Source organism: Alteromonas sp. P256 (genome assembly GCF_036864455.1).
In the GTDB taxonomy this organism is placed as follows: domain Bacteria; phylum Pseudomonadota; class Gammaproteobacteria; order Enterobacterales; family Alteromonadaceae; genus Alteromonas.
In genome coordinates this window covers 1-26,127 of sequence record NZ_JAZETM010000013.1, presented here as the reverse complement: position 1 = coordinate 26,127, position 26,127 = coordinate 1, and the positions used below count along the sequence as shown (strand labels likewise).

19 protein-coding genes are annotated in these 26,127 nt (G+C 45.3%); 12 read left to right on the top strand and 7 right to left on the bottom strand.

The features are described from left to right. The first annotated feature begins 88 nt into the window (after positions 1 to 88). Entirely contained in the window at positions 89 to 1,285 is a 1,197-nt protein-coding gene (locus V7R39_RS15995; RefSeq protein ID WP_334031930.1) for an Nramp family divalent metal transporter, read from the top strand. Between the two features lie 251 nt (positions 1,286 to 1,536). On the opposite strand, the gene V7R39_RS15990 is transcribed toward V7R39_RS15995, so the two are convergent. The 3 genes from V7R39_RS15990 to typA all read right to left on the bottom strand — a co-directional run bounded on the left by V7R39_RS15990 (position 1,537) and on the right by typA (position 5,313). After that, entirely contained in the window at positions 1,537 to 2,682 is a 1,146-nt protein-coding gene (locus V7R39_RS15990; protein ID WP_334031929.1) for a MalY/PatB family protein, read from the bottom strand. 148 nt (positions 2,683 to 2,830) lie between these two features. Beyond that, positions 2,831 to 3,208, bottom strand: coding sequence for a response regulator (locus V7R39_RS15985; protein ID WP_334031928.1), 378 nt, complete (start codon positions 3,206 to 3,208; stop codon positions 2,831 to 2,833). Positions 3,209 to 3,483: 275 nt separating this feature from the next. Next, positions 3,484 to 5,313, bottom strand: coding sequence for a translational GTPase TypA (gene typA, locus V7R39_RS15980; RefSeq protein WP_334031927.1), 1,830 nt, complete (start codon positions 5,311 to 5,313; stop codon positions 3,484 to 3,486). Positions 5,314 to 5,767: 454 nt separating this feature from the next. Between typA and glnA the strand changes: the two genes are divergently transcribed. The 4 genes from glnA to glnG all read left to right on the top strand — a co-directional run bounded on the left by glnA (position 5,768) and on the right by glnG (position 10,494). Beyond that, on the top strand, positions 5,768 to 7,177 hold the full coding sequence (gene glnA, locus V7R39_RS15975; protein ID WP_334031926.1) for a glutamate--ammonia ligase: 1,410 nt from the start codon (positions 5,768 to 5,770) through the stop codon (positions 7,175 to 7,177). 116 nt (positions 7,178 to 7,293) lie between these two features. Next, positions 7,294 to 7,884, top strand: coding sequence for a DUF4124 domain-containing protein (locus V7R39_RS15970; RefSeq protein WP_334031925.1), 591 nt, complete (start codon positions 7,294 to 7,296; stop codon positions 7,882 to 7,884). A 125-nt stretch (positions 7,885 to 8,009) separates the two neighbouring features. Continuing rightward, entirely contained in the window at positions 8,010 to 9,095 is a 1,086-nt protein-coding gene (gene glnL / locus V7R39_RS15965) for a nitrogen regulation protein NR(II) (RefSeq protein WP_334031924.1), read from the top strand. After that, positions 9,085 to 10,494, top strand: coding sequence for a nitrogen regulation protein NR(I) (glnG, locus tag V7R39_RS15960; RefSeq protein WP_163104364.1), 1,410 nt, complete (start codon positions 9,085 to 9,087; stop codon positions 10,492 to 10,494). Before glnL ends, glnG begins: the two co-directional genes overlap by 11 nt. Positions 10,495 to 10,546: 52 nt before the next feature. On the opposite strand, the gene V7R39_RS15955 is transcribed toward glnG, so the two are convergent. Further along, positions 10,547 to 11,689, bottom strand: coding sequence for an HD domain-containing phosphohydrolase (locus V7R39_RS15955; RefSeq protein ID WP_334031922.1), 1,143 nt, complete (start codon positions 11,687 to 11,689; stop codon positions 10,547 to 10,549). 352 nt (positions 11,690 to 12,041) lie between these two features. On the opposite strand from V7R39_RS15955, the gene V7R39_RS15950 reads away from it, so the two are divergent. The 5 genes from V7R39_RS15950 (at position 12,042) to V7R39_RS15930 (ending at position 18,526) form a co-directional block, all read left to right on the top strand. Beyond that, positions 12,042 to 12,767 (top strand): 1-acylglycerol-3-phosphate O-acyltransferase, encoded by a 726-nt coding sequence (locus V7R39_RS15950; protein ID WP_032097338.1) that lies wholly within the window; start codon positions 12,042 to 12,044, stop codon positions 12,765 to 12,767. A gap of 39 nt (positions 12,768 to 12,806) precedes the next feature. Next, positions 12,807 to 13,217: a ribonuclease E inhibitor RraB gene (rraB, locus tag V7R39_RS15945; protein ID WP_334031920.1), complete on the top strand. Its 411-nt coding sequence runs from the start codon at positions 12,807 to 12,809 to the stop codon at positions 13,215 to 13,217. A 157-nt stretch (positions 13,218 to 13,374) separates the two neighbouring features. Then, entirely contained in the window at positions 13,375 to 14,406 is a 1,032-nt protein-coding gene (locus V7R39_RS15940; protein ID WP_334031918.1) for a choice-of-anchor H family protein, read from the top strand. 102 nt (positions 14,407 to 14,508) lie between these two features. Then, the gene (locus V7R39_RS15935) at positions 14,509 to 15,786 is read left to right on the top strand and encodes an ABC transporter substrate-binding protein (protein WP_334031917.1); all 1,278 of its coding nucleotides are present in this window, start codon (positions 14,509 to 14,511) and stop codon (positions 15,784 to 15,786) included. Between the two features lie 31 nt (positions 15,787 to 15,817). Further along, entirely contained in the window at positions 15,818 to 18,526 is a 2,709-nt protein-coding gene (locus V7R39_RS15930) for an ATP-binding protein (protein ID WP_334031915.1), read from the top strand. Positions 18,527 to 18,750: 224 nt separating this feature from the next. Here V7R39_RS15930 and V7R39_RS15925 read toward each other — a convergent pair whose 3' ends face one another. The 3 genes from V7R39_RS15925 to pepA all read right to left on the bottom strand — a co-directional run bounded on the left by V7R39_RS15925 (position 18,751) and on the right by pepA (position 23,586). Then, positions 18,751 to 21,525: a valine--tRNA ligase gene (locus V7R39_RS15925; protein WP_334031912.1), complete on the bottom strand. Its 2,775-nt coding sequence runs from the start codon at positions 21,523 to 21,525 to the stop codon at positions 18,751 to 18,753. Between the two features lie 126 nt (positions 21,526 to 21,651). Next, positions 21,652 to 22,074 carry a DNA polymerase III subunit chi gene (locus V7R39_RS15920; RefSeq protein WP_334031910.1) on the bottom strand — a complete coding sequence of 141 codons (423 nt, stop codon included), beginning with the start codon at positions 22,072 to 22,074 and terminating at the stop codon, positions 21,652 to 21,654. 6 nt (positions 22,075 to 22,080) lie between these two features. Further along, the gene (gene pepA / locus V7R39_RS15915; RefSeq protein WP_334031909.1) at positions 22,081 to 23,586 is read right to left on the bottom strand and encodes a leucyl aminopeptidase; all 1,506 of its coding nucleotides are present in this window, start codon (positions 23,584 to 23,586) and stop codon (positions 22,081 to 22,083) included. Positions 23,587 to 23,846: 260 nt separating this feature from the next. Here pepA and lptF point away from each other — a divergent pair, with 260 nt between their 5' ends. Both lptF and lptG read left to right on the top strand, forming a co-directional pair. Beyond that, positions 23,847 to 24,947, top strand: a complete 1,101-nt coding sequence (gene lptF, locus V7R39_RS15910; RefSeq protein WP_334031908.1) for an LPS export ABC transporter permease LptF — start codon at positions 23,847 to 23,849, stop codon at positions 24,945 to 24,947. Continuing rightward, positions 24,948 to 26,009, top strand: a complete 1,062-nt coding sequence (gene lptG, locus V7R39_RS15905; protein WP_334031906.1) for an LPS export ABC transporter permease LptG — start codon at positions 24,948 to 24,950, stop codon at positions 26,007 to 26,009. Positions 26,010 to 26,127: the final 118 nt, after the last annotated feature.

The window sequence follows — 26,127 nt, the reverse complement described above, 5'->3', positions numbered from 1 at the left end:
CAGACTGCTTTTTATGTCTAGGGTCTGTCTACCTATTGTCCGTCTAGCTGTTATCATACTAGCAAAACATAACTAAGAGTCGTTGCAAATGGCAAAAGATAAATCAGGATATATCATCGCGGCCGCCTTTATTGGCCCTGGCACTGTTACCACTGCTAGTTTAGCGGGCGCAAACTTTGGTTTTCACCTTGTGTGGGCGCTGATCTTTTCTGTTTTCGCAACGATTATTTTGCAAGATATGGCCGCTCGGCTCGGTGTTGCAACCGGTCAAGGCCTTGCTGGTGCTATGAAAGATATGGCCTATAAGCCATGGCTTAAAACCGTATTTATTATTCTTATTGTGAGTGCCATTGGCATTGGAAATGCGGCTTATGAATCTGGAAACTTAACAGGAGCGGCTATTGGTCTTAATGCATTTATCAGTATTGGTATTGGCCCCTGGGCTAGTATTTTAGGCGCCATTGCCATTATTCTGCTGTACTCTGGTAGCTACCAGTGGATAGAAACCGTACTGGTATATTTAGTGTTTATAATGGCTGGAGTATTTTTAATAACCCTACTCGTTGCCAAGCCCGACCTATCGGCAATGTTCAGCCAGTTAACGTCACCTAAACTTAACAGCGATGCCATTACTACCGTGCTGGCGTTAATCGGTACGACCATCGTCCCCTACAATTTATTTTTGCACGCTAGCCTGGTCGCTAAATCCTCTAAGGGACAAGATAAGCAACAGGCGGTTGTGGCCTGTCGAAGCCAGTCAGCAAGAGCCATTAGCATGGGTGGCCTTATCACGCTTATTGTCATGGCAACCGCCATGATGGCATTTTTCAATCAAGCTGCCACCATGGATGCTAGCAATATGGGTGAGCAGCTAAAGCCTGTTCTTGGCGATAAAGCGCAGTGGTTTTTTGCCTTAGGTTTATTCTCAGCGGGTTTAACTAGCGCTATTACCGCACCGTTAGCTGCGGCCTATGCCGTAACAGGTGCGTTAGGCTTAAGCGATGACATGAAAAGCAAAAGCTTCAAAGCGGTGTGGATGGTGATTATTTTGGTTGGGGTAAGTGTGGCCGCTCTTGGTTTTAAACCATTACCAGCCATATTGTTCGCCCAAGCGACTAACGCGCTGCTACTTCCCGTTATCGCTATTTTTCTACTGGTCGTTATGAATAAAAGTCAGGCTTTAGGCGCGTTTAGGAATTCTTGGAAGAGCAATGCTGCCGGTATTATTGTGGTTGGCACCGTTGTGGGCTTGGGCTGCTATAAATTGATCAACGTTTTTAGCTAGCCTGCTTTTTATAAAAGCGCTTTGAGCTTTATAAAAGGTTTAGCTGCATCATGGACACAACGGGCGCAGCGATTTATGCCAACGTAATATCAACACAATTTCACGCAACTCAGTACCACCAAAAAAGAAAGCCTTGTGGCTATGACAAGGCTTTGTTAACAAGGCTCTCTTCGTTTAACTTATAGCGTGAGAGCTAGTTTAAACGCTCTTTTTTAAGCGGTACTTTTAAATCACTCTTTTTATATAATCTTTTAAGCGCCCAGACGAACCAATATATCCTCTAGCATGGCTCGACTACAGCCAAAGTTTATTCTGAAATGGTCAGCCTTATGGAAGTCAACACCCGGAGATGGGCCCACGCCTTTTTGTTCCGCCCACGTTTGCACATTGTCAACGCCTAGCCCACTTGCATCTACCCATGCTAAAAAAGTAGCATCCGCTTTGAGCATGCTAAGCCCGTCGATATTATTGATAGCCTTAAACACTCTGTCTCGATTGCCACGAAGGTAGTCGAGTTCTTGCTCGTGCCAGTCGTCACATTGCGTGAAAGCTGCTTCAGTGGCGGCTAAGCCCATCACATTGACCCATGGAACAATGCCTGCTGCCGCATTAGTGAATGACTGTCTTAAGGCTCTATTTGGAATGATGGCGAAAGACGTTCCAAGACCTGCAATGTTGAACGTTTTACTTGCCGCCATAAGGGTGACGCTATTGTCAGCAAGCGACGCTTCGCGACCGGCAGGAATATGCTTCTTACCTGTCTCTAAAATGAGATCGCAATGAATCTCATCAGAACACAGTTTCACATTATTCTTGCTGCAAATATCAGCTATTTGGTCTATTTCCGCTTGCGTTAACACCGTGCCTACAGGGTTCATGGGGTTACACAAAATGAAGAGCGTACATTTTGGATCGGCTGCTTCGCGCTCAAGGGCGTCAAAATCGAGTGTATGACGCAGAGTATCACTTTCTGTGTCGATAACCGTACCAATATCCACCCGCTCTAATCCGTTAAGCTTAGGAGCAGCCAAAAGAGGCGGGTAGTTAGGGGTTTGGATGAGTACTTTGTCGCCCGCACTGCAGTATGCCTTACACGCTGTGTTAAAGGCCGGCACCACACCTGGCGTCCATACCAACCATTCAGGTTCAATATGCCAATCGTGCTTTTCTTTTAACCAACGTACTACTGCATTAATAGCACTAGTGTGTTGACCAGGAAGCATGTACCCCATGTTGCCATGTGCAACTTGCGCCGAAATAGCATCGAGTATGGGCTGGGCACAAGAAAATTCCGTGTCTGCTACCCAAGCCGGAATAATGTCTTTGCCCTTATATTTCTGCCATTTAAATGAATGGGTATCTTTACGAGAAGGAGTATTATCAAATAATGCGCTCACACTACATCCTGTTGCCGAGAAAGTTATGGATTGAGTGTAAATTTTTGCATTATAAGAAACTAGGGCAAATAACAACTTTCCCTATAACAATTTGTACTTAATTAGGACTAGCTGACAAGTGATGAAGCGAATCGAGGTTAGCTGTTGTTTAAATTAACGCTGCTGTCACTTTGCTAGACGTTGCCACAAGTTCTTCCATTCTGATTGGTTTAGCAAGGAAGCCAGCGACCTTCAGTTTTACCGCGGCTAATACAAGCGCCTTATTCGGGTCGGCGCTTATCAGCAGAAAAGGAATATCTAACCCTCTAGCACGGCATACCTTTAACAGGCTTAGTCCGTCGTAATCGGGCATTACTTGGTCACTTATAATTAGATTAAGAGAATCGGTGGTTTGCTGTAACAGAAAATCCCGGGCCAATTTGCTTCTACTAAAAGGATAAACCGTCGCATTAAGTTCGGTTTCAAGAGTAACAGTGATTAAATCGAGAGTGATGAGATCATCTTCAATTACAGCGACAGATAGCATTACAAACCTCTCGAAAAATGCCCTTTAGCTAGACAGTCCATAGCAACAATATGTCAAAGTGTAGGGTCAAATCGCCCAAATGGCTACTCGCCTTTGGTAGAAGTTTGCCAATTCTTTCAAACGCCATGCTTTCAAACGCAAATTCTTTCAAACAACATGGCTTTAAACATTATCGTTTTAAGCGCCGTGCATTCAAATAACAGAGAAGCAAAAACAAAAATGCCAACACGAGGTTGGCATTTTTTAACGTTTAAACGATGAGATTATCGCGTTAACTATTTTGGCGCTCGCGACGCACGCTTGCGTTCGTTCTCTGTAAGCAACTTCTTACGGATACGAATAGATACAGGCGTAACTTCTACCAATTCATCTTCATCGATGAACTCTAAGGCTTGCTCTAGAGACATTTTGATCGGTGGTACAAGTGTTTGCGCTTCATCAGTACCAGAGGCACGAACGTTAGTAAGCTGCTTACCTTTCAACGCGTTTACCGTTAGGTCATTGTCACGGCTGTGAATTCCGATAACCATACCTTCGTAAACTTCAACACCATGACCGATGAACAAACGACCACGTTCTTGAAGGTTGAACAATGCGTTAGTCAGTGCTTTACCGTTAGCGTTGGCAATGAGAACACCGTTTTTACGCTTACCAATAATGCCGCCTTTGTAAGGACCGTAGTGATCGAATGAATGGTATAGCAAACCAGAACCAGACGTCATTGTCATAAATTCTGTTTGGAAACCGATAAGACCACGACTTGGAATAACGAAGTCGATACGAACACGACCTTTGCCATCTGGAGACATATCAGTCATTTCTGCTTTACGAAGACCAAGCTGCTCCATTATAGAACCCTGATGCTGTTCTTCACAGTCAACGGTCAGTGTTTCAAACGGTTCAGTTGTTTTGCCGTCTTCTTCTTTCAGAATTACTTCTGGGCGAGAAACGGCAAGCTCGTAACCTTCACGACGCATATTTTCAATCAGTATGCCTAAGTGAAGCTCACCACGACCCGACACGCGGAATTTATCCGGATCAGCCGTTTCTTCAACACGTAGTGCAACGTTGTGAACAAGCTCGTCGTTCAAACGCTCAAGAATATTACGCGACGTGACATACTTACCTTCTTTACCCGCAAAAGGTGATGTATTTACTTGGAACGTCATTGTTACAGTTGGCTCATCTACCGATAGTGCTGGCAGTGCTTCAACGGCATTAACGTCACAAATTGTATCAGAGATCTTCAGTTCACCAAGACCAGAGATAGCGATAATATCGCCCGCATTCGCGCTGTCTACTTCGTGGCGATCTAGGCCTAGGTAGCCATATACTAGGCCAACTTTACCGTTGCGAGTTTTGCCATCAGCAGTAACAATTGTCACCTGTTGGTTGGTTTTAACTGAACCGCGGCTGATACGACCTACACCAATTACACCCACATAAGAGTTGTAATCTAGCTGTGAAATCTGCATTTGGAAACCACCGTTGGCATCAGCATCTGGTGCAGCAACCTGGTCAACAATAGTTTGGAAAAGCGGAGTCATATCTTCTGACGGTGTGTCAGCATCGTTAGATGCCCAACCGTTGAGTGCAGAAGCATAAACAACTTGGAAATCAAGCTGCTCATCAGTTGCGCCAAGGTTATCGAACAAATCAAATACTTGGTCCATTACCCAATCAGGGCGAGCGCCTGGCTTGTCGATTTTGTTGATAACAACAATAGGCTTAAGGCCTTGAGCAAACGCTTTTTGAGTAACAAAACGCGTTTGCGGCATTGGACCTTCTTGGGCGTCAACAAGCAGCAGCACTGAGTCAGCCATTGACATTACACGCTCTACTTCACCACCGAAATCAGCGTGTCCAGGAGTATCAACAATGTTGATACGGTAATCTTGCCAGTTAATTGCCGTATTTTTCGCCAAGATGGTGATACCACGTTCTTTCTCGATGTCATTCGAGTCCATAACGCGCTCTTCTTGTACGCCGCGAGATTCCAACGTTCCAGATTGCTGAAGAAGCTTATCTACCAAGGTAGTTTTACCGTGGTCAACGTGGGCGATGATTGCGATATTACGCAACTTACTTATATCAGTGGTATTCATGCTTATATAGAGCCTGTATAAATCGATACATACCAACACGGTATGCATGAGATTTCGTGCAAAAATGCAGATGGAAATTTTGCGCGGATTGTACAGAAAAAACGCGCCGTTTGCGCATCTTTTTTCACTTTGCAGTGAATGTTTACGGTTATCTTATGTTTTTAAAGGCCTTTAGCCCGATTTACCTCGCACCATAATTCCGCGCACGTTAGAAAAACGGTGGCAAGGGATGAAAAAGTATTCTAGTCTAAATCTCTAAGGCGCCTGCACACTGCACCAAAATGCAACTTCAAAGCACCAACATAGTGCAGCAGGAATCATTAACTAAGTATCGATCCTTTCTCACGTCACAGAATACGGTGGTTGGATAGATGGCATGATTATCGCTTTCACATTTTCACTGTTGGAGTGAGCCTGATCACTCTGCATTTTTACATTAAACCTGGAGGACACGATGTCAGTAGAAAAGGCATTAGAGCTGATTAAAGAAAGCGAAGCGAAGTTTATCGATTTACGTTTTACCGACACTAAAGGTAAAGAACAACACGTATCTATTCCTGCGAGCCAAGTTGATGACGATTTCTTTGAAGAAGGAAAAATGTTCGACGGTTCTTCAATCGCTGGATGGAAAGGCATCAACGAATCTGACATGGTTCTTCTTCCAGACGCAGACAGCTGCGTAGTTGACCCTTTCGCAGAAGAAACGCAAGTTAATATTCGTTGCGATATCGTTGAACCTACTACTATGGAAGGTTATGAGCGCGACCCACGCTCTGTTGCTCGTCGCGCGGAAGAGTACCTAAAATCAACAGGTATCGGTGACACAGTATTCTTTGGCCCAGAGCCAGAGTTTTTCTTGTTTGACGACGTTCGCTTCCATACTGACATGGCGGGTTCGTTCTACAAAATTGATTCATCAGAAGCAAAGTGGAATTCAGGCGAAGAGTTTGAAGGCGGAAACATGGGCCACCGCCCAGGCGTGAAAGGCGGTTACTTCCCAGTACCTCCAGTAGATTCAGCACACGATATCCGCGCTGCAATGTGTATGGTTATGGAAGAGATGGGCCTTGTAATTGAAGCGCATCACCACGAAGTAGCGACTGCTGGTCAAAACGAAATCGCGTGTGAATTTAACACGCTTGTTAAGAAAGCCGACGAAATTCAAGTGTACAAGTACGTAGTTCACAATGTGGCACACGCATACGGCCAAACAGCTACCTTTATGCCTAAGCCACTTGTTGGCGACAACGGTTCTGGTATGCACTGTCACCAGTCTATCTCTAAAGATGGCAAAAACATCTTTGCGGGCGACAAGTATGCTGGTCTTTCTGAAGAAGCGCTTTACTACATTGGCGGTATCATTAAACACGCTCGTGCAATTAACGCGTTTGCTAATGCATCAACTAACTCGTACAAGCGTCTTGTACCTGGATTCGAAGCACCGGTAATGCTTGCTTACTCTGCACGTAACCGTTCTGCATCTATTCGTATTCCTTATGTAACAAGCGACAAAGCACGCCGTATCGAAGTTCGTTTCCCTGACCCAACTGGTAACCCATACCTTGCATTTACTGCAATGCTTATGGCTGGCCTTGACGGTATCAAAAACAAGATCCACCCTGGCGATGCTATGGATAAAGACTTGTACGACCTACCGGCAGAAGAAGCAGCTGAAATTCCAACAGTGGCGAGTTCACTAGAAATGGCGCTAGACGCACTGGATAGTGACCGTGAGTTCCTTACTGCTGGCGGCGTAATGACAGATGACATGATTGATGCGTATATCGATCTGAAGTCGGAAGAAGTCACAACGCTTAACATGACAACTCACCCTATCGAGTTCGACATGTACTACAGCGTTTAATATCGTATCTACACAGATATTTTATTAGAACAAATATCAAAGCCCGCTTGTGCGGGCTTTTTTATTGCCCAAACATTATCTATTATGAAGACATACCACTTTCAGGAATAGCTATCATGACTCATCTAACAAAACGCGCTTTGCAGCTTTTATCGTTGTCGTCATGCTGCTTGCTCCTGAGTACGCAAAGCGCACTTGCATGGCAGGATGCTGAGAATGCACCAGAACAGCCACCCGCCAAGAGCGCCCCTCAAATATATAAGGTGGTTAACGAAGACGGCTCAGTGACCTATACCGATACGCCACCACCTAATGCAGATATCGTTGAACTTGATGTAAAGACCCGCAATGTGGTGTCTGCAATGAAAGTACCTAAACCACAAAAAAGTAAAATTACAAAGAAAAAGCCAGACTACAGCGTCAGTATTACCAGCCCCGCTCCCGAAGCCACTATTAGAAACAATGCGGGAGACTTTGTAATAAAAGCGTCACAAAACAGTGCATCAAAGGCACCTTTGTATCGCTTAGTGTTTGATGGTGCCCCAATTCAGCGCAACTCTTCGGGCATATTTAAGCTAGAAGGTATTAATCGTGGAGCACACGATTATAAAGTTGAACTTACTAACAATACGGGCAAGACTCTTGCATCGTCTCCTATACAAACCCTATACCTACATCAGGCATCGGTGTTTATTAATAACAACTAGCGTGCAGTCCTTACAAACAAGCGCACCACGGCGGTTCATTCAAAATAATTTTTGAGAGAATTCGAGGCGGTCTTCTTAGCTGTACGCTACAATGCACAAACTTGGTGCAAAGGAGACATGCTCGGATGGTATCTACCGAGTCAGAGACACAGCTGCTATTAAATAGTTTAAACACAGCGCTCGTTACCGTTGATAGTAGCCTGCGCATTGTTTACGCCAACCATGCTGGTGAGGCGCTATTTGAAACAGGGATGAAACAACTTCAAGGGCACTTTCTGCCAGACTTCTTTTTGCCTGATACTATTGAAACCACACGGCTTAAAGCGGCTATAAGAAAAGGCGAAGACTTTACTGAAAATGAAATAAAGCTCGCGTTTAAAGATAACCGCTATGTGTCTGTCGATTTAACCGTAACAAATATCACTACGGCAAATGGGCCCGGCCTACTTTTTGAAGTTAAGAAGATTGATCAGCAAAAGCGAATTACCCGAGAAAACCTACAAAACGCCCAACATTATGCGGCGCGAGAACTTGTGCGAGGCCTAGCTCATGAAATCAAAAATCCGTTAGGGGGCATCCGCGGCGCAGCCCAGCTTCTAGAAAAAGAGCTACCCGAGCAGCATAAAGAATTCACCCGCATGATTATTGAGCAATCTGATCGCTTGCGCACATTAGTTGACAGATTGTTAGGCCCGAACTCTCTTCCCCGCTTCGAGATAAGTAACGTTCATCAGGCGCTAGAGAAAGTTCGAAGCCTAATGTTGGTAGACTCGGTAAATCCAATATCAATTATTAGGGATTACGATCCGAGCATTCCCGATTTAAGAATCGATCCGGATATGATTCAGCAGGCAGTATTGAACATCGTCAGAAACAGCATTCAGGCGTTAAACGAGCACAATACGCCAAACCCAGAAATTCAATTGATCACGCGTATCGAGCGCCAGATGACCATTCAGTCTGAGCGCCATGCATTAGTGGCTAAAGTTAAAATTATCGATAACGGACCGGGTATTCCAGCAGATATCAAGGACACGTTATTTTATCCCATGGTAAGTAGTAAGCAGAATGGATCAGGCTTAGGGCTATCAATATCGCAAACTCTTATTAACCATCACGGCGGCAAGATAGATGTGGATAGCCACCCGGGTTATACAAAATTCGTGATATACATTCCAATTAACAGCAAGGAGACAGGCGATGACGAATGAATCGGTATGGATTGTCGATGATGACAGTTCAATTCGTTGGGTGCTGCAAAAAGCCTTACAGGCAGCAGATATCAGCTGCTTAAGTTTTGAAAACCCTGAAGACTTGCTGCGTCAAATCCAAAGCGGTCAAGCCCCTGAAGTGATTATATCGGATATACGTATGCCGCAGATGGATGGCATGACGCTATTAAATGAAGTACACAGCTCTCATCCGTTGCTTCCGGTTATTATTATGACTGCGCACTCAGATTTAGACAGCGCTGTGAACGCTTATCAAAAAGGTGCTTTTGAGTATTTGCCCAAACCCTTCGATATAGATGAAGCCGTAACACTGACCCAGCGTGCATTAGATCATTCCAGAGAGCAGTCTTCAGCCACTAAGGTACAGCCTGATGAAGTGGTCACTGAAATCATTGGTGAAGCCCCTGCAATGCAGGAAGTCTTTCGCGCTATTGGCCGACTTTCGCGCTCATCAATCAGTGTGCTCATAAACGGGCAATCTGGAACAGGTAAGGAACTTGTTGCTCACGCCCTTCACAGACACAGCCCGCGATCACACAAGCCGTTTATTGCATTAAACATGGCGGCCATTCCCGCTGACCTCGTAGAGTCCGAATTATTCGGGCACGAAAAAGGGGCGTTTACCGGTGCACAAGCAGCCCGCCAAGGAAGATTTGAACAAGCCGATGGTGGAACGTTGTTTCTCGATGAAATTGGCGACATGCCGTTAGACGTACAAACCCGGCTTTTAAGGGTGCTTGCTGATGGCCAGTTTTACCGAGTCGGTGGTCATCAATCGGTGAGCGTTGATGTGAGAATTATTGCAGCAACCCATCAAAATTTAGAAATTAGGGTTGCTGAAGGTAAGTTTCGCGAAGATTTATTTCACCGTCTCAACGTAATTCGTGTGCACCTGCCCTCACTTTCTGAGCGCCGGGAAGATATTCCGTTGCTGACTCGTCACTTTTTGCGTCGCGCTGCAAAAGAGCTCGATGTTGACGCCAAAAGCATTAGCAAAAACGCTGAGCGAGTTATGTCGCAATTACCGTGGCCCGGTAACGTTAGGCAACTAGAGAACGTATGTCGCTGGCTTACCGTAATGGCTAGCGGGCAGGAAGTCATACCGAGCGATTTGCCTCCTGAAATTCACAGCGATGGTAGTGTCGAAACCGCTGCCGCAACCGTGGGCGACTGGCCCGAGCTTCTTGCTAATTGGACAGACAAACAGCTAAGAGATGGCCGCAATGACATACTAAACGACGCCATGCTGACATTTGAAAAAGTGATGCTAGAGCGTGCGCTTCAGCACACCCACGGTCACAAACAAGAGGCGGCCAAGCGATTGGGATGGGGACGCAATACGCTTACTCGTAAATTAAAAGAGCTTGGGATTAACTAAAGCGCATTGCTCAAAAGTTTTCTTATATTCTACTCAAGAGTAACAAAAGGGCTTAATGCCCTTTTGTTAATAAGCCCGTCATGCCCTGATTAAATAAGCGTACCCATTTCATACTGAACTGGCCTTTCGCTTGCTTGTTGATATGTATAACCGCGTCTTTTTTCGACATTACTTTGTCTTCACTGTGCGCTCTGGCATGCGTTAAGGCATCATACGTATCAATAATTGCTAACAGCTTTGCGCCTTCACAGATATCGTCTTCTTTTAAGCCCAGAGGGTATCCTGAACCATCAGTACGCTCATGGTGCTGCATAACAATCTTTCTCGCTAAATCCCATTCGTCTAAATGCTCCAGCAATCGGGCACTTTTGTAAACGTGAGAACGCATCAAATTAAATTCATTTTCACTCAAGGTATCGCCCTTGTTGAGCAACTTCATAGGCATAAACGCCATACCAAAGTCGTGAACATAGCTGGCCACCGCGAGCTGGTCTTCATCAATGATATTATCGGCAACGTCGTTGATATACATAGCCAGTTTAGCGATGCGATCGCCCTTACCCGCCCAGAAGTTTGAACGGCGCTCTACCGTTTGCATAAGCTCTCTAAAGAACAAGACATCTTGCTTCTTTTCATTGCTAATGTCTTTTGGAATACCCGTGGATGCCAGCACCGGGGCTTTTGATTGGCCTGCGGTAGTCGCAGTGCTGTCATTTTTTGCTACATCGAGAGCCGGATTTAACAGTAATACTGCGTCGGTAAGCAGGTGCTCGTGTTCAGCTGAGTTTTCAGGTGAAACTCGACTTATCGCAAGCACTAGCTGCTCGTGCAGCGTGTTGTCATAGTCAGCTTTGCCCCGCTGCATCACTTCTTCAACAAACGCTTTCACCCTGTCCATGGTTAACAGAACTAGGTCGCTCATGGTGCTGGTGTAATCAACTTGGCCTTTGCGAAGAAAGTCGAGTAGGTCTTCTACGTGCTGCAGAAGAGGGATCATTGGAGAAAAATTAACTAACCCTAAGTCGCCCTTGATAGTGTGGATTGAGCGAAACAGAGCCCGTTGCAATTCGTTGTCTGCTGGGCGTAGCTCAAGTTCGATTAACGTTTGCTCACTTGACTCATAGAGTTCGTTAATTTCTTCCATGAGATCTGCAAGAATATCTTCTTCTAGTTCGTCAGGGGTAAATGTCAACATACTTATTGGTACCAACTACGGTTAGGCTGCACGTTCTTCTCTATTGTAATGGGCTATCGATAAAAATGCTTCATACTAAAGGTGATAAAACATCGTTTTAACGCAATTCACGTCGGCCCTGCTTATTGTTGCTGACAGCATGATTTTGAATCTAAGCGGTTTATCACCTCGGTTGATGTAGCAACACGCTGGGCTATACCCATGTTAAGCTAAACCTGTGCAACCCGCAAAGTCACAAGGCACCGCCTTTAAGCGTAGACTAGATTAGAAACTTCACTATAAAAACTCATCGGACAAGTGTACGCTGAAATTTCTTCTATACTGCGCGCACAATTATTCGCTTGGAGTCGTTTTGATAGCATTGTTCCGTATTCCCATTCTTCTTATCGCATTCTTGGTTATTAACCTAGTGCTGCTATTCGTCTGTATCTTACGCCCGTTTCACAAAGATAACGTTCAGGCCGCTGGTGCACTGTATTCTCAAATGGCCAAGGTTGTGGGCTTAACAATTATTATTAAACGAGACCCAGCGGTGAAACTGAATGAGCCCTATGTGTTTATCGCGAATCATCAAAATAGTTTCGATATAATGACTATTTGCAAAGCCGCACTGCCCGGGGTTGTTACCATTGGCAAGAAAAGCCTTAAGTGGATCCCTATTTTTGGTCAAATATACTGGCTATCAGGCAACATCATGATAGACCGCAAAAATTCTGGCGCAGCCAGAAACACACTCGATATCGCTGCAAACCGCATTGCCAAAAAGAAAACCTCAGTGTGGCTGTTTCCAGAGGGCACTCGCAGTAATGGCCGAGGAATTTTGCCATTTAAACAAGGCGCGTTTCGTTTGGCAAAAACCACCAATGAGCCAGTGGTTATGGTAACGGCGAGTAATCTACACAAAAAGGTTCGCTGGAATAAGTGGAACAACGGCATCGTTCTTATCGACATTAGCGCTCCCCAGCCTTTAACCGAAGAGCACTCTATTAAAGAGTGGATGGGAATATTTAACGAGCAAATGAAAGAAAAGTTCGAACAGTTGAATGAGCAGGTCGATGATTTAGAGAAAAGCAGGTAAACTTGCAGCCAATTTCAACGCATAGGTTAGGCCGAAAAAATGAATCAATTTGACGAAAGAGAAGAGTGGTATGAATTCAATCAAGAAACGATTGATGCACTGCTAGAAGATGGCAGCCAAGCCGATGCCGATTACGCTATTGAACATCATTTTGCGAGTACCGACTTCGATGTGCTTGAAAAAGCAGCCGTAGATGCTTTCAAAGCCGGCTTTGAAGTTTCTGATGCAGAAGAATTAGTGCTAGACGATGGTGAAGAAGTGTTTTGTTTCGACGCCGTCGTGGAACGCAAACTCGATATCAACGTGCTTAACGAAGACATTGATAAGCTGTTAAAGATAGCCGACAAGCACGATGTTACCTACGACGGTTGGGGCACCTATTTTGAGCCTCGCGAAGACAGCGTAATGGATGGTGAAGGTGAAGAAGAACACCATCACTTAAACGACTAGCACGCTCTGTATTTACCCACGGTAACTCGCTAGCGTTAATAGGTAGAAAAAGCGCTAGCTTGCCGTAAAACCCATCTATTAAGTTTCGCTTCAGCTTTGGTTCATCTTTTTCCGTCAACAATGACAGTGTTATTATTGATTGGAAAAGGATGTACACATGAAATTGTTATCTGTTGTCACCGCACTACCCAAAGCTGCTTCTTGTAGACGTAACCCATGCAGCAACAGTTCTCATATCAGCGCCATTAACAGAAGAAGCAAGCTAGGCGTTAGCACTCCCCTTTTTAGAGTATTATCAGCACTTACATGTTTAGTACTGCCTGTGACATACGCCAATGCGGAAAATACTGAAGAGAGTGCTGCAGCAAATACTGCAGAAAGCACCTCTGTAAAGAAAACGGTGACCTCGAAAGAGTACCGTTACAACCAGCCTTATGTTGGGGCGGAACAAGCTGCCGTTAACGAAAATAGCGAACAAGAAAAAGGTAAAGAGGCGCCTCCTACGCCAACTCAATCTAATACTGACAGTTTACCAGCCCAGCCTAGCAAGGATGAAAGCGACGCTGATGTTGACACTGCCTCTACAGGGAGCATTTTGAAGACCGCCCCGAGCGGCTCAAAACAAGCTGCACGTATTGAGCTACATGCAAACACAACAAAGTCATCAAGTGATATTGTCATTACCGGTGTGAATGAGTTTTGGATTTACCATAGCTGGGTTAGCCTGCAGCATGATTTAGATTACGACGGCTATTACTCTGCGTTTTCGGTGGAATTTGATGCCGACACCATTTTTGTCGATGCGCCTGTCTATGCAGTGCTCTATTTAGGTCAAAACGGCGTCTATGATGCAATCCATGTGTCATCAGAATTTTTTATTTATGGCGAAGACTCCAGCGACAGCTTTGTAATAGAAAGTACCTTAGTGTCGGGATTTCCCTCTTACGATTACGACATTTTACTGGAACTGTACGATGCGCAAACTGAGCAGCTTGTGGCATTTTCTGACGGTTACGACAACGCTGAGTTTGCTTTTGTACCGCTAGAAAGTGAAACCAACGAATATATTGTAGAAGACACGGTTGTTATTGTTGAAGAACACGGTGGTTCTATGTCATGGCTCTCGCTTTGCTTTATTGTTAGCGCAGCAGGGCTGAGGCTTTTTGCAGCAGGTGCATCGCGAAAATGACTTAAACGCTAGGACTCGCCCTAGTTTCAAAACCTGTTGGTAACTTTCATAAATCAGTGCCACACTACAAAAAGTTAATGCTTTGAAAGTGATAGTAGTGACATGACGCAAAAGAAAAGTACACCATCTGTCTTCACTCGCCGCAGCGTGATCAAAGGAAGCCTCGCGCTTGGCATCACAGCAGGGGTTACTCCGTTTGCCATTGGTAAGCCTAAACCCACGCTTACGGTGATGGGAACCCACGTAACGCTTCAGGAGGCCATAAGACAGCGGGCAATGGAAGATTTGGGTATTAATATTCAGTTTAAGCCCGGCGGCAGTGCAACCGTGCTGCAAAAAGCATCGATGGACCCTACTTCTTTCGATTTGTACGAGCAATGGTCTAATAGTATAGGCGTGCTGTGGCGCGCAGGAGCTATTCAACCTATTGAGAAAAAACGCATTGGATATTGGGAAGAAATTAACGATCTGTCTAAAACAGGTAAACTCACCGCGAATGCGCGAATGGGAGCAGGAGATGCCCCCCATAAAATTTTAAATATTCAAAATGATGGTACTTTAGGTGCTAACTCTACTGATGAAGTCAGCTTTCTGCCCTACGTGCACAACGTAGATTCTTTTGGTTACGATAGAAGACGTTTACCTAAAGAAATGCAAGAAGACGCTGAGAGCTGGGGATGGCTTTTAGACAGCCGTTACTCGGGAAGCGTTGCCATTGTCAATGACCCCACTATCGGTCTTTTCGACTTAGCGTTAGCCGCCCAAGCTAAGGGCTTTGTAACATTCAACGATATGGGCGCCATGACCGAGCAAGAACTTGATAGCTTGTTTAGTGTGCTAATTGAGCTGATGCAGCTTAACCATTTTAATGGCTTTTGGACTTCCGTACCGGAATCAGTGCAGTTTATGAAAAGTGGCAGGGTGGCCATTGAAAGTATGTTTTCGCCTGCGGTTTCAGCACTCAACGGACAGGGCATACCAGTGACTTTTGCTGCACCCAAAGAAGGATATCGCGGATGGCATGGCGTGATGTGCCTCTCTTCTGCCTCCACAGGACGTAGCAAAGACGTAGCCTATGAATATATGAACTGGTGGTTGTCGGGCTGGCCTGGCGCATTTATCGCCAGGCAGGGGTACTATATCTCTAACCCTCAGCGTTCAGCGAAATACCTATCTCGTGCTGAGTGGGATTATTGGTATGAAGGTAAACCCGCCTCCTCTGACCTCACCGGCACAGACGGTAAGATAAGCGTTTTAAAAGGGGCGCAACGAACCGGTGGCAGTTACGAAAACCGCTTTAGTAATGTGGCAGTTTGGAATACAGTAATGCCAACCTATGAGTACAGCCTACAAAAGTGGTACGAATTTATTACCTCTTAGTCAGTAAACAAAAATAAGGCTTTCGCGCTACATGCTATCCTCAATACGAACTCAGCTTGTCATCGTTCTTGCTGCACTTATTGCACTGATACTTGTTCAAAGTTACATCGCCCATGAGAACCAGGTGGTATTAAATCGAGGTGTAGACTCTGCCAGCGCTGCAATTACTGCGGTAGGCACTGTAAAAGAACTCGAACGTGATGTAGTCGACCTACAGCGAAATGTGCTGATTTTTAAAGAAAATGCGAGTTCCTCAGCCATTACCCGTTTCACCCGACTAATGGCTTCAATAAATGTAAAGCTCGACACACTAGCGCAATCTAACATCGTCTATTCAGAATCAGATGAGAATCATGTGCTTACTCGAATGCATGAGCATCTCAATGCGTACAAGGATAATTTTTCTCACGTTGTTGAAGCTCGAGCAAAGCGCGATAACTTAGTTTCAGAGGGTACCCTTGCCAACATTATTGCCTTACAAAACCTCACAACCCGGCTTGTAGAGCAAGGCGAAATAAGCGCGACTACTTTTAGCGAGATTAAAAGCCAGCTTATTCTTGCCGAAAACGCCACCCTCAAGTACCTGCAAAAACCAGATATCATCTTTGTTAACGCCTTTAACCAGGCACTGCGCCCGTTTGCCTCAATTGTGAATGGAGAAAGTGATAGCCAAGCTGAGCGTATTACGGCGAGAGTGGATAGACTTAAAGCCGATTTTTTAACCCTGACTCAAATTACTCAAGGGAATTTGTTTTTAGTTAATGTGGTGATGGCTGGCTCGGCGAGAGAGTTTCTGTACTTAAGCGGCGAATTAGCAAATAACGTATCGGAGCAGTCTGACGCTATCACAAGGCAAACTTATGAACTTGCAGCAAGAACGCAGAAAAACGGTGAGCTATTTTCATTAATTTCTATTTTATTAGCCCTTGTAGCCGCCATTTTTACCATGGTAAGAATTCTTGGGCCTATTCGCTCTATTACGAGTGTTTTTAATAAGCTTTCTCAAGATGTGCAGATCGAAAATATTCCCGGTAGCAAACGCATTGATGAAATTGGCAAGCTGTCGAGAGCAGCTATGGTGTTTCGCGATAAGAACAGGCAAACCCAAAAGCTACTAGAAGATGCACAAAATTTAAATGTTGAACAAGAGCGTCTGAATCACGAACTGAGAGTATCAAAACTTAAAGCGGAACAGGCCACCGCATCAAAAAGCATCTTTTTAGCTAACATGAGCCATGAAATTCGTACCCCTATGAATGGCATTATTGGCTTAATAGAACTTGCTCAAAAGCAGACCCTCAGCAATACGGTGAGAGACTATCTTGATAAAGCCGCCTATTCCGGTCAAATTTTACTAAGCGTGATTAACGATATTTTAGACTTTTCAAAAATTGAAGCGGGCGAATTGAGAATTGAGGAAGTGAATTTCTCCCTCCATTCACTGTTTGATAATTTAATTGCCGTCATAGCGCTTAGGGCGAAAGAAAAAAACCTTTCAGTTCGTTTTTCAGTCAACCCTTCTCTGTATTCACAAATTGTCGGCGACCCTTTACGCATTGCTCAAATCATCATGAATATAGGTAATAATGCGGTTAAGTTCACCGAACAGGGACGCATTGAAATAGGTTTTGACGGCGCTTTAAGTGATTCTGGTGACGTATTCAATCTGACTATGCGAGTGTCTGATACTGGCATAGGAATGAGTCAATCCCAGCTTAGCCGAATATTTAAACCCTTTACGCAAGCAGACGGCTCAACAAATAGAACCTATGGCGGGACGGGGTTAGGCTTAGCCATTGTGAGCCAACTTGTCCAGCTCATGCATGGCGAATTACACGCCACATCAACCTTAGGTAAAGGCAGCGAGTTCGTTATCTCCCTTCCGCTTAAAGTGATTAATCAGCAAAAAGGTGTGTTACATCAAACCCCAGCGTTACCTAATGACAGTATATATGTGACTGACTGTGCACTGCTGCCTCAAGGTTATATTCAACATATTCAGCTTTCGTCACAGTCGATTGTGACTATTGAACAAGGGAAAGGTATGACTAATCTGCCAGCGCATATTCTTATTGACGTGCCCGACTTTGTTACATTTAGGCAAAATTTAAGCTGGTTTAAAACATTGATTGAAAAGGGCAAATCTGTAGGTCTAGTGTTGGAAAGTGCGGGTAGTGCGCTGCAAGCAAAATATGCATCCCTTTGGCATAGTCCGCTTATTATGCACCCGTTTACACCGCTTCAATTTGAGCGGTTTATTAAGCAGGTGATAACAAAAGACACACCTGAGGAGTCTCAGATTGTAAAAGACAAAGAGAATGAAGAGAAAAACGTTCTGTTTGAAGGGCATGTTCTACTTGTAGAGGATAACAATATCAATCAACTTGTGACGGGTGAAATGCTGACCAACCTAGGGCTAACGTTTGACGTGGCCGAAAATGGTCAACAAGCCGTTCGCAAAATAGAAAACTCTTCGGAGTACAACATCATTCTAATGGATGTTCAAATGCCAGTTATGGACGGTTTCGAGGCTACCAAAGCACTAAGGGCAAAAGGCTTTACCGACATTATCATCATTGGCCTCTCTGCTAATGCGATGAAAGAAGATAAACAAAATGCCATTGATGCAGGAATGAGTGACTATCTTACTAAGCCTATTAAGCAAAAGGCGCTAACCGTGAAACTTGCGCAATTCCTCTCAAGTGGCTCTCACGATGGGAATAACAAAAACAACTATTAAATTTAAGCCATTGCGAACAAAAAACGGGGCCGACTGTACACACATAGCGTACTGTAGCCCCGTTTTTTTATAGCTTGTTTAGCGTATGTACGTTACCGAATACTGAGACTTTAAGGCAAAGGTAAACGTCGCACCAGACATTGAGCGGGCTAAGCCTCAAGAAGGCTTAGCCTTAGCAAACGTCATTTAAAGTAACTTAAATATTCGTTAGCTGAATCACTCACTTAAAGTGCAGCAATAGTATCGTACTGCTCTTTAAGCTTGGCCAGTGCCTTTTCACCTTCGTCTAATTTTGCGCGCTCTTTTTCAATAACCGCTTCAGGCGCATTACTAACAAACTTTTCATTACCCAGCTTTCCACGAGTTCGAGACACGTCTTTGTCTACTTTCTCCATGGCTTTAGAGATACGAGCAAGCTCTGCATCTTTATCAATCAGCCCTGCCATGGGGATAAGAATTTCCATCTCCCCTACTAACGCAGTAGCACTCGCTGGCGCAGTATCGTCTTTGGTTAAAATAGTTACACTCTCAAGCTTGGACAGTTTGTCTAAGAAAGCTTTCGCAGCATCTAAACGTAACGCATCAGAGTCACTGACATTCTTCAGCAATGCATTTAACGGCTTATTCGGTGAAATATCCATTTCGCCTCGAATGTTGCGAATACCAACAATAAACTTCTTCACCCATTCAATATCAGCGAGAACAGTGTCGTCTTGCTTAGCGCTGTCTACTTCTGGGAACGGCTGCACCATGATGCTAGCGTCGTCGTCTATTTTAAGCGCACTTAATGGCACTACACGCTGCCAAATAGTGTCAGTGATAAATGGCATTATTGGGTGCATTAAACGCAAAAGACTTTCTAGCACGTTGATGAGCGTATGGCGAGTTCCGCGCTTTTCAGCTTCGCTACTCGCGTCGTTGCTCAGTACCGGCTTAGTCAACTCTAAATACCAGTCGCAGAACTGATTCCACGTAAACTCGTAAATTGTTTGTGCTGCAATATCAAAACGGTAGTCAGACAGTGCTTTTTCAAACTCAACGAGAGTTTGCTGGAACTTTGCCCAAATCCAACGATCGGCCAGACTCAGTACCATCTCGCCGCCGTTAGCACCCGTATCGTGCTCTTCTGTATTCATTAATACGAAGCGCGACGCGTTCCAAATTTTATTACAGAAGTTGCGGTAGCCTTCAACGCGAGACATATCAAAATTAATGTCACGGCTGGTCGATGCCATTGCAGCAAACGTGAAACGAAGTGCATCTGTACCGTAGGCATGAATGCCGTCAGGAAACTGTTTGCGGGTGCGCTTAACAATTTTTTCCGCTAGCTGAGGCTGCATCATTCCGGCGGTGCGCTTTTCAACAAGCGACTCGAGGTCGATGCCGTCAATCAGGTCGATAGGGTCAAGTACATTACCTTTTGACTTCGACATTTTATCACCGCTTTCATCGCGAATGAGACCTGTGATATAGATGTCTTTGAACGGAATTTTGCCGGTAAACTTCTTCGTCATCATGATCATTCTGGCTACCCAGAAGAAAATAATGTCAAAGCCTGTTACCAACACTGACGAGGGAACAAACGTTTCTAAATCAGGGGTTTCTTTAGGCCACCCCATTGTTGCAAATGGCCATAACGCACTTGAGAACCAGGTATCAAGTACATCGTTATCTTGTGAAAGCGTCACATCATCACCAAGGCTGTGTTTTGCACGCACCTCTTCTTCTGTGCGCCCTACATATACCTTGCCGCTCTCGTCATACCATGCAGGAATTCGGTGTCCCCACCAAAGCTGCCTTGATATGCACCAGTCTTGAATGTTGTTCATCCATTGGAAGTAGGTTTTGTTCCAATTCTCTGGTACAAAACGAATCTCTCCACTTTCAACAGCTTCAATGGCTGGCTTAGCAAGTGACTCTACCGCTACATACCACTGGTCGGTCAGATACGGTTCGATAACCGCGCCGGTGCGATCTCCACGAGGCACTTTAAGTTTATGCGGTTCAATTTTAACCAATACACCTTGGCTGTCTAGGTCGGCAACAATTTGCTTGCGCGCATCGAAGCGATCTAAACCGCGGTACGCCTCTGGTGCGCCATCGTTAATTTTGGCATCGTCGGTTAAGATATTGATCATAAGTAAGTCGTGGCGCTTACCCATGTCATAGTCGTTGAAATCGTGAGCTGGCGTTATTTTTACGCAACCGGTTCCAAATTCCATATCTACATAATCATCAGCAATAATAGGAATTAAACGGCCCGTAATAGGCAGTTTAATGTCTTTGCCGATAAAATCTTGATAACGCTCATCGTCAGGATGAACGGCTACAGCGGTGTCACCTAACATGGTTTCTGGGCGGGTTGTGGCAACCACAAGCTCACCACTGCCATCGGCAAGAGGATAACGCATGTGCCACATATGGCCGTCTTCTTCTTCGTTTAGCACTTCTAGGTCGGAAACGGCGGTGTGAAGAACAGGGTCCCAATTGACCAAGCGTTTACCGCGATAGATAAGCCCTTCTTCGTGCAGTTTTACAAACACTTCGGTTACTGCTGTTGAAAGGTCATCGTCCATAGTAAAGACTTCGCGAGACCAGTCAGGCGAGGTGCCCAATCGACGCATTTGGCTAGTGATTGTGCCGCCACTGTGTTCTTTCCATTCCCAGATCTTTTTAATAAAGTCTTCTCGACCTAAATCGTGGCGAGTTTTGCCCTGAGCGTTTAGCTGACGTTCAACCACCATTTGCGTAGCGATACCGGCGTGGTCGGTACCCACCTGCCATAGAGTATTGTCACCCTTCATGCGGTGATATCGAGTAAGTGCATCCATAATGGTTTGCTGGAAACCATGACCCATGTGCAGGCTACCCGTCACATTCGGTGGAGGAAGAAGAATACAATAGGGGTCGCCGCTACCAGATGCTTTAAATAAACCCGCCTCTTCCCATTTTTGGTAGCATTGCTGCTCAATAGACTGCGGTTCGAAGGTTTTATCCATTACTGACTCTCGTTTAAAAGCTGATGTAAAAAAGTTGACGACTGTAGGCGATTTTTGTTGTTTCGCTCAAACCTAGCCATGCACTATAAAAATTTGCGTTGAATAAGCGGTACCAAGTACGCTATGTCACGCAGACTTAAACTGCATATTACATCCAGCTTGCTGATAGTTTTTGTATCTCACCCGCGCTGCTTGCTTAGCATTGTCATCCACGGGCACAAAATCGATGATTTGGCGGTGCTGGTTAGGCGATGACACCATGCCAGAACCAACGTTAACCACCATTTGTCGTCTGGCAACCTGCTCAGGCTGCCAGCATATTTCTACCGGCGTGCCCGCTTGCGGACCCTCACCATAAAGGTTGTGAGGAACAAAACGGTTCGCCGGTAGTTGCCACAACAATTCATCAACTTCTTCTGCTTGTGCTTGTGTATCACACAGCACGCTAATTTTTTGTTTGTTAGCAAACGCGTTAGCAACGACTTCACTGGCTTTACCCGTTACGCCGTTGTCGCTAGCACTGAGTTGATAAAAAATAACCTGTGGCATAGAAGATTAATCCTCTAGCTTAATGTCGGCACGATTCATCAAGAATTGTGACAACATAGGTACTGGGCGTCCGGTTGCGCCCTTGTTCTTGCCACTGCGCCATGCTGTTCCTGCAATATCCAGGTGGGCCCAGTTGTACTTTTTCGTAAAGCGGGACAAGAAGCATCCAGCAGTAATACTGCCTGCAGGTCGTCCACCTAGGTTTGTCATATCAGCAAACGGGCTTTCTAACTGCTCTTGATAGTCGTCCCATAGCGGTAGTCTCCACGCACGATCTGAACTTTGCTCAGAAGCATTTAACAGCTCGTGTGCAAGTGGGTTATGCGTACTCATGACCGCCGTAGCATGATGACCTAACGCAATAATTGCCGCGCCAGTGAGCGTTGCCACATCAATCACTAACTCTGGCTCATAACGCTCTACGTAGGTAAGCGCATCGCACAATACCAATCTACCTTCGGCATCGGTGTTAAGCACTTCAACGGTTTGTCCCGACATAGTAGTCAGTATGTCGCCTGGACGATAGGCGTTGCCACTGGGCATATTTTCACAGCCAGCCAACACGCCAATAACGTTGATTGGCAAATTCAGCGCAGCAATGGTGTGCATGGTTCCCAATACACCGGCAGCGCCGCCCATGTCGTATTTCATTTCATCCATGGCTTCGCCTGGCTTAATTGAAATACCACCGGAATCAAAAGTCAGGCCTTTGCCTACTAGTACAATAGGCGCTTGGTCTGCAGGACCGCCGCGATGATGCATAATACTCATCATGCTTTCATTTTCTGAACCGCGGCCTACAGCCAAATACGCCTGCATGCCTAGTTCGGCCATTTGCGTTTCATCCACCACTTCAGCCGTTACGCTGTTATAACGACTCGCGAGCTCTTGGGCTTGTTTCCACAAATAGTCTGGATTACAGATATTTGGCGGCATATTGGCCACGTCTTTGGTCACCTTAGCACCGCGAGAGATAGCTAGACCGTGATCGACGGCGCGCTCACCTACTGTCAATTCACGACGTGTAGGCACATTGAACACTATTTTGCGCAGTGGGCGGCGAGGCTCGCCTTTTTTGGTTTTCAGCTGTAAGAAAGTGTAAAGAGAGTCTTCAGTAGCTTCTACTGCTTGACGCACTTTCCAGTAGGTATCACGACCTTTAACATGAAGCTCGGTTAAGAAGCACACCGCTTCCATTGAACCCGTTTCATTCAGTGTTTGAATTGTTTTAGCGATAATGTTTTTGTACTGGCGCTCGTCTAGCTCTCGCTCTTTGCCACAACCGACAAGAAGCACGCGCTCGCTTAATACGTTGGGTACGTTATGCAGTAGCAACATTTGCCCGGCTTTACCCTCAAGGTCGCCGCGGCGCAACAGGTTGCTAATATAGCCATTGCTAATTTCGTCAAGCTGCTCTGCCACTGCCGTTAATCGGCGTGGTTCGAAGACACCTACAACGATACAGGCACTACGTTGTTTTTCGGGGCTGCCACTTTTTACACTAAACTCCACGATATTACCTCGCTTTTCGTCGTTTATAGTTTGCACGATAACTAAAATCACGTAACGTTTCGCGCTGCTTTATGTTTTAATACGCAGCATAACTTTTTAGTTCACTGCAATTAACGCGTTTGCCCATAAATATAGGCCAATTTTGCGTCTAAACATCATGCAAACGGTTTATGATTGCAGGCAAAACTTGTAAAAACGGTAAGTTTAAACAAAATTGTGCTTTCTTTCACTAAAATTCCTAATTATCCGGGCAGACTGAGATGCTGATATTCCGCTATTTACTTAAGGAAACGCTTAAATCTCAGCTAGCGATTTTCTTTATCTTAATGGCCATTTTTGTCACTTTACGCTTTGTTCGCGTTTTAGGTGACGCGTCTGATGGCGATATCCCAGCCGGGCTCGTTTTAGGCTTTCTAGCGCTTTATGCCCCCATACTATCATCTCTTGTTCTTCCGATAAGCGCTTATCTTGGAATAATGCTGGCTCACGGTCGTTTATACGTCGATAGTGAAATGACCGTCATGCGCGCCTGTGGTATCAGTGAATGGTACATTACCAGAGTAATGCTGTTTCTATCGGTGCTGATCATGATAGTGACTGGTGCAATCACGCTGTACTTTGCGCCCCTAGCTGCAGAAAACGAATACCAGCTAAGAGAAAAAGCGCGCAATGAAGCAGGCATTTCCGCCCTTATGCCCGGCCGTTTTCAACAAACCGGTAACGAAAAGGCGGTTATCTTTGCTCACGACGTAGATGAAAACGATAAGCTTCAGCGGGTATTTTTATCGCAAAACCAGAGCGACGATAGCAAAGAACAAGTTCGTGTGGTTTACGCCCAAAGCGGCGACGTGGCAACCAATGCCGACGGCACCCGAAACCTTATTCTCAAGCAGGGCGTGCAGTACGAAGGCGCTCAATCTGGCAAGGCCTACCGAAAGGTAGAATTTGACGAATACCAGATTCAAATTGCAGATAAGCCCGCTGAAGAGCCCCGCAAAAAAGTCAGCGTTTTGCCCACGGTAGAGTTATGGAACGAGGCCAGTATTGAAGCGCGAGCAGAATTGCAGTGGCGCATTGCTATTCCACTGTCGATCCCGTTTTTAGTCCTTATTGCTGTGCCATTAAGTGCCGTTGACCCAAGACAGGGGCGCTTTGGAAAGATGTTCCCTGCTATTCTTCTTTATTTGGGCTATTTCTTATTATTACTGGCTAGCCGCCGCGTATTAGAAGATGGAAAAATGCCTCCTCAACTGGGTTTGTGGTGGGTTCATGCTGTCATGTTGGTTATTGGATTTGTGTTAATTGTGCGCGATAGGAAGACCGGCACGCTGCTGCGCGCTTGGGTACTGGGTAAAAAGTAAATGTTTAAAATCCTCGATTTATATGTCGCTCGCACATTACTTGGTACGGTAACCGTTACTTTAAGCGTGCTGATTGGCCTAAGCGCTCTAATCAAATTTGTAGAACAGCTACGAAAAATTGGTGAAGGCGACTACGATATGCTCGTTGCCTTTCTCTATGTGATACTGAGCCTACCTCGTGACCTAGAGCAGTTTTTCCCTATGGCTACCCTACTCGGTGGCTTAATAGGTATGGGGGTACTTGCCAGCAACAGCGAACTGGTGGTGATGCAAGCTGCGGGATTAAGCCGATGGAATATCATTAACTCTGCCATGAAGTCCACCCTCGTTATGATCCTTGTGGTAATGGCAGTAGGCGAATGGGTAACCCCTATTAGCGAAACAAAAGCCAAACAAATTCGCACAGAAGCGATTTCTGGAGGAAGCTTGTTTTCGTCTGATAAGCTGGTATGGGCGAAAGATGGAGAGCGTTTTGTCAGCATTGGCCAAGTACTCAGCCAAGACGCATTAAAGGACATTCGCATTTATACGTTCAACCCAGACCTCTCCTTACAAAGCATCAGCTATGCAAATTCAGGGGCATTTGATGATGACGGGTGGTGGCTAAATAATGTAGATATCACGTCGTTTACCGAGCAGCAAATTACCAGCGAAAGCTTTGAAAGAAAGCGTTGGAATTCCACGCTTACACCAGACAAATTGGGCATTGTTGCTGTAAAACCAGAGGCGCTATCTATTTCCGGGCTTGTTGATTACGTCAATTACTTAGAAAGTAACGACCAAGACCCTGCTCGCTACGAACTGGCCCTATGGCGCAAAATACTTCAACCGGTGTCTGTTGGTGTTATGTTGCTCATGGCGCTGTCTTTTATTTTTGGTCCACTGAGAAGCGTGAGCATGGGGGCTCGGGTTATTATGGGCGTGCTGACAGGATTTGGATTCTTTATTTTAAATGAAGTGTTCGGCCCGGTGAGTTTAGTTTATCAGCTGCCGCCCGTCTTAGGCGCTATTTTACCAAGTCTACTGTTCGCTGCCGTGGCAGGCATTATGCTCAGGCGATAAAACTATTCGACGTGATCTGGTATAAATTAATTGGTGTTGACTTCACTTTGGGCCTGTTTGTTATGAAACAGTCCGTTTTAAGCCAGTTTTTTCTAAACTAGGGCAGTGTTACTGCCCT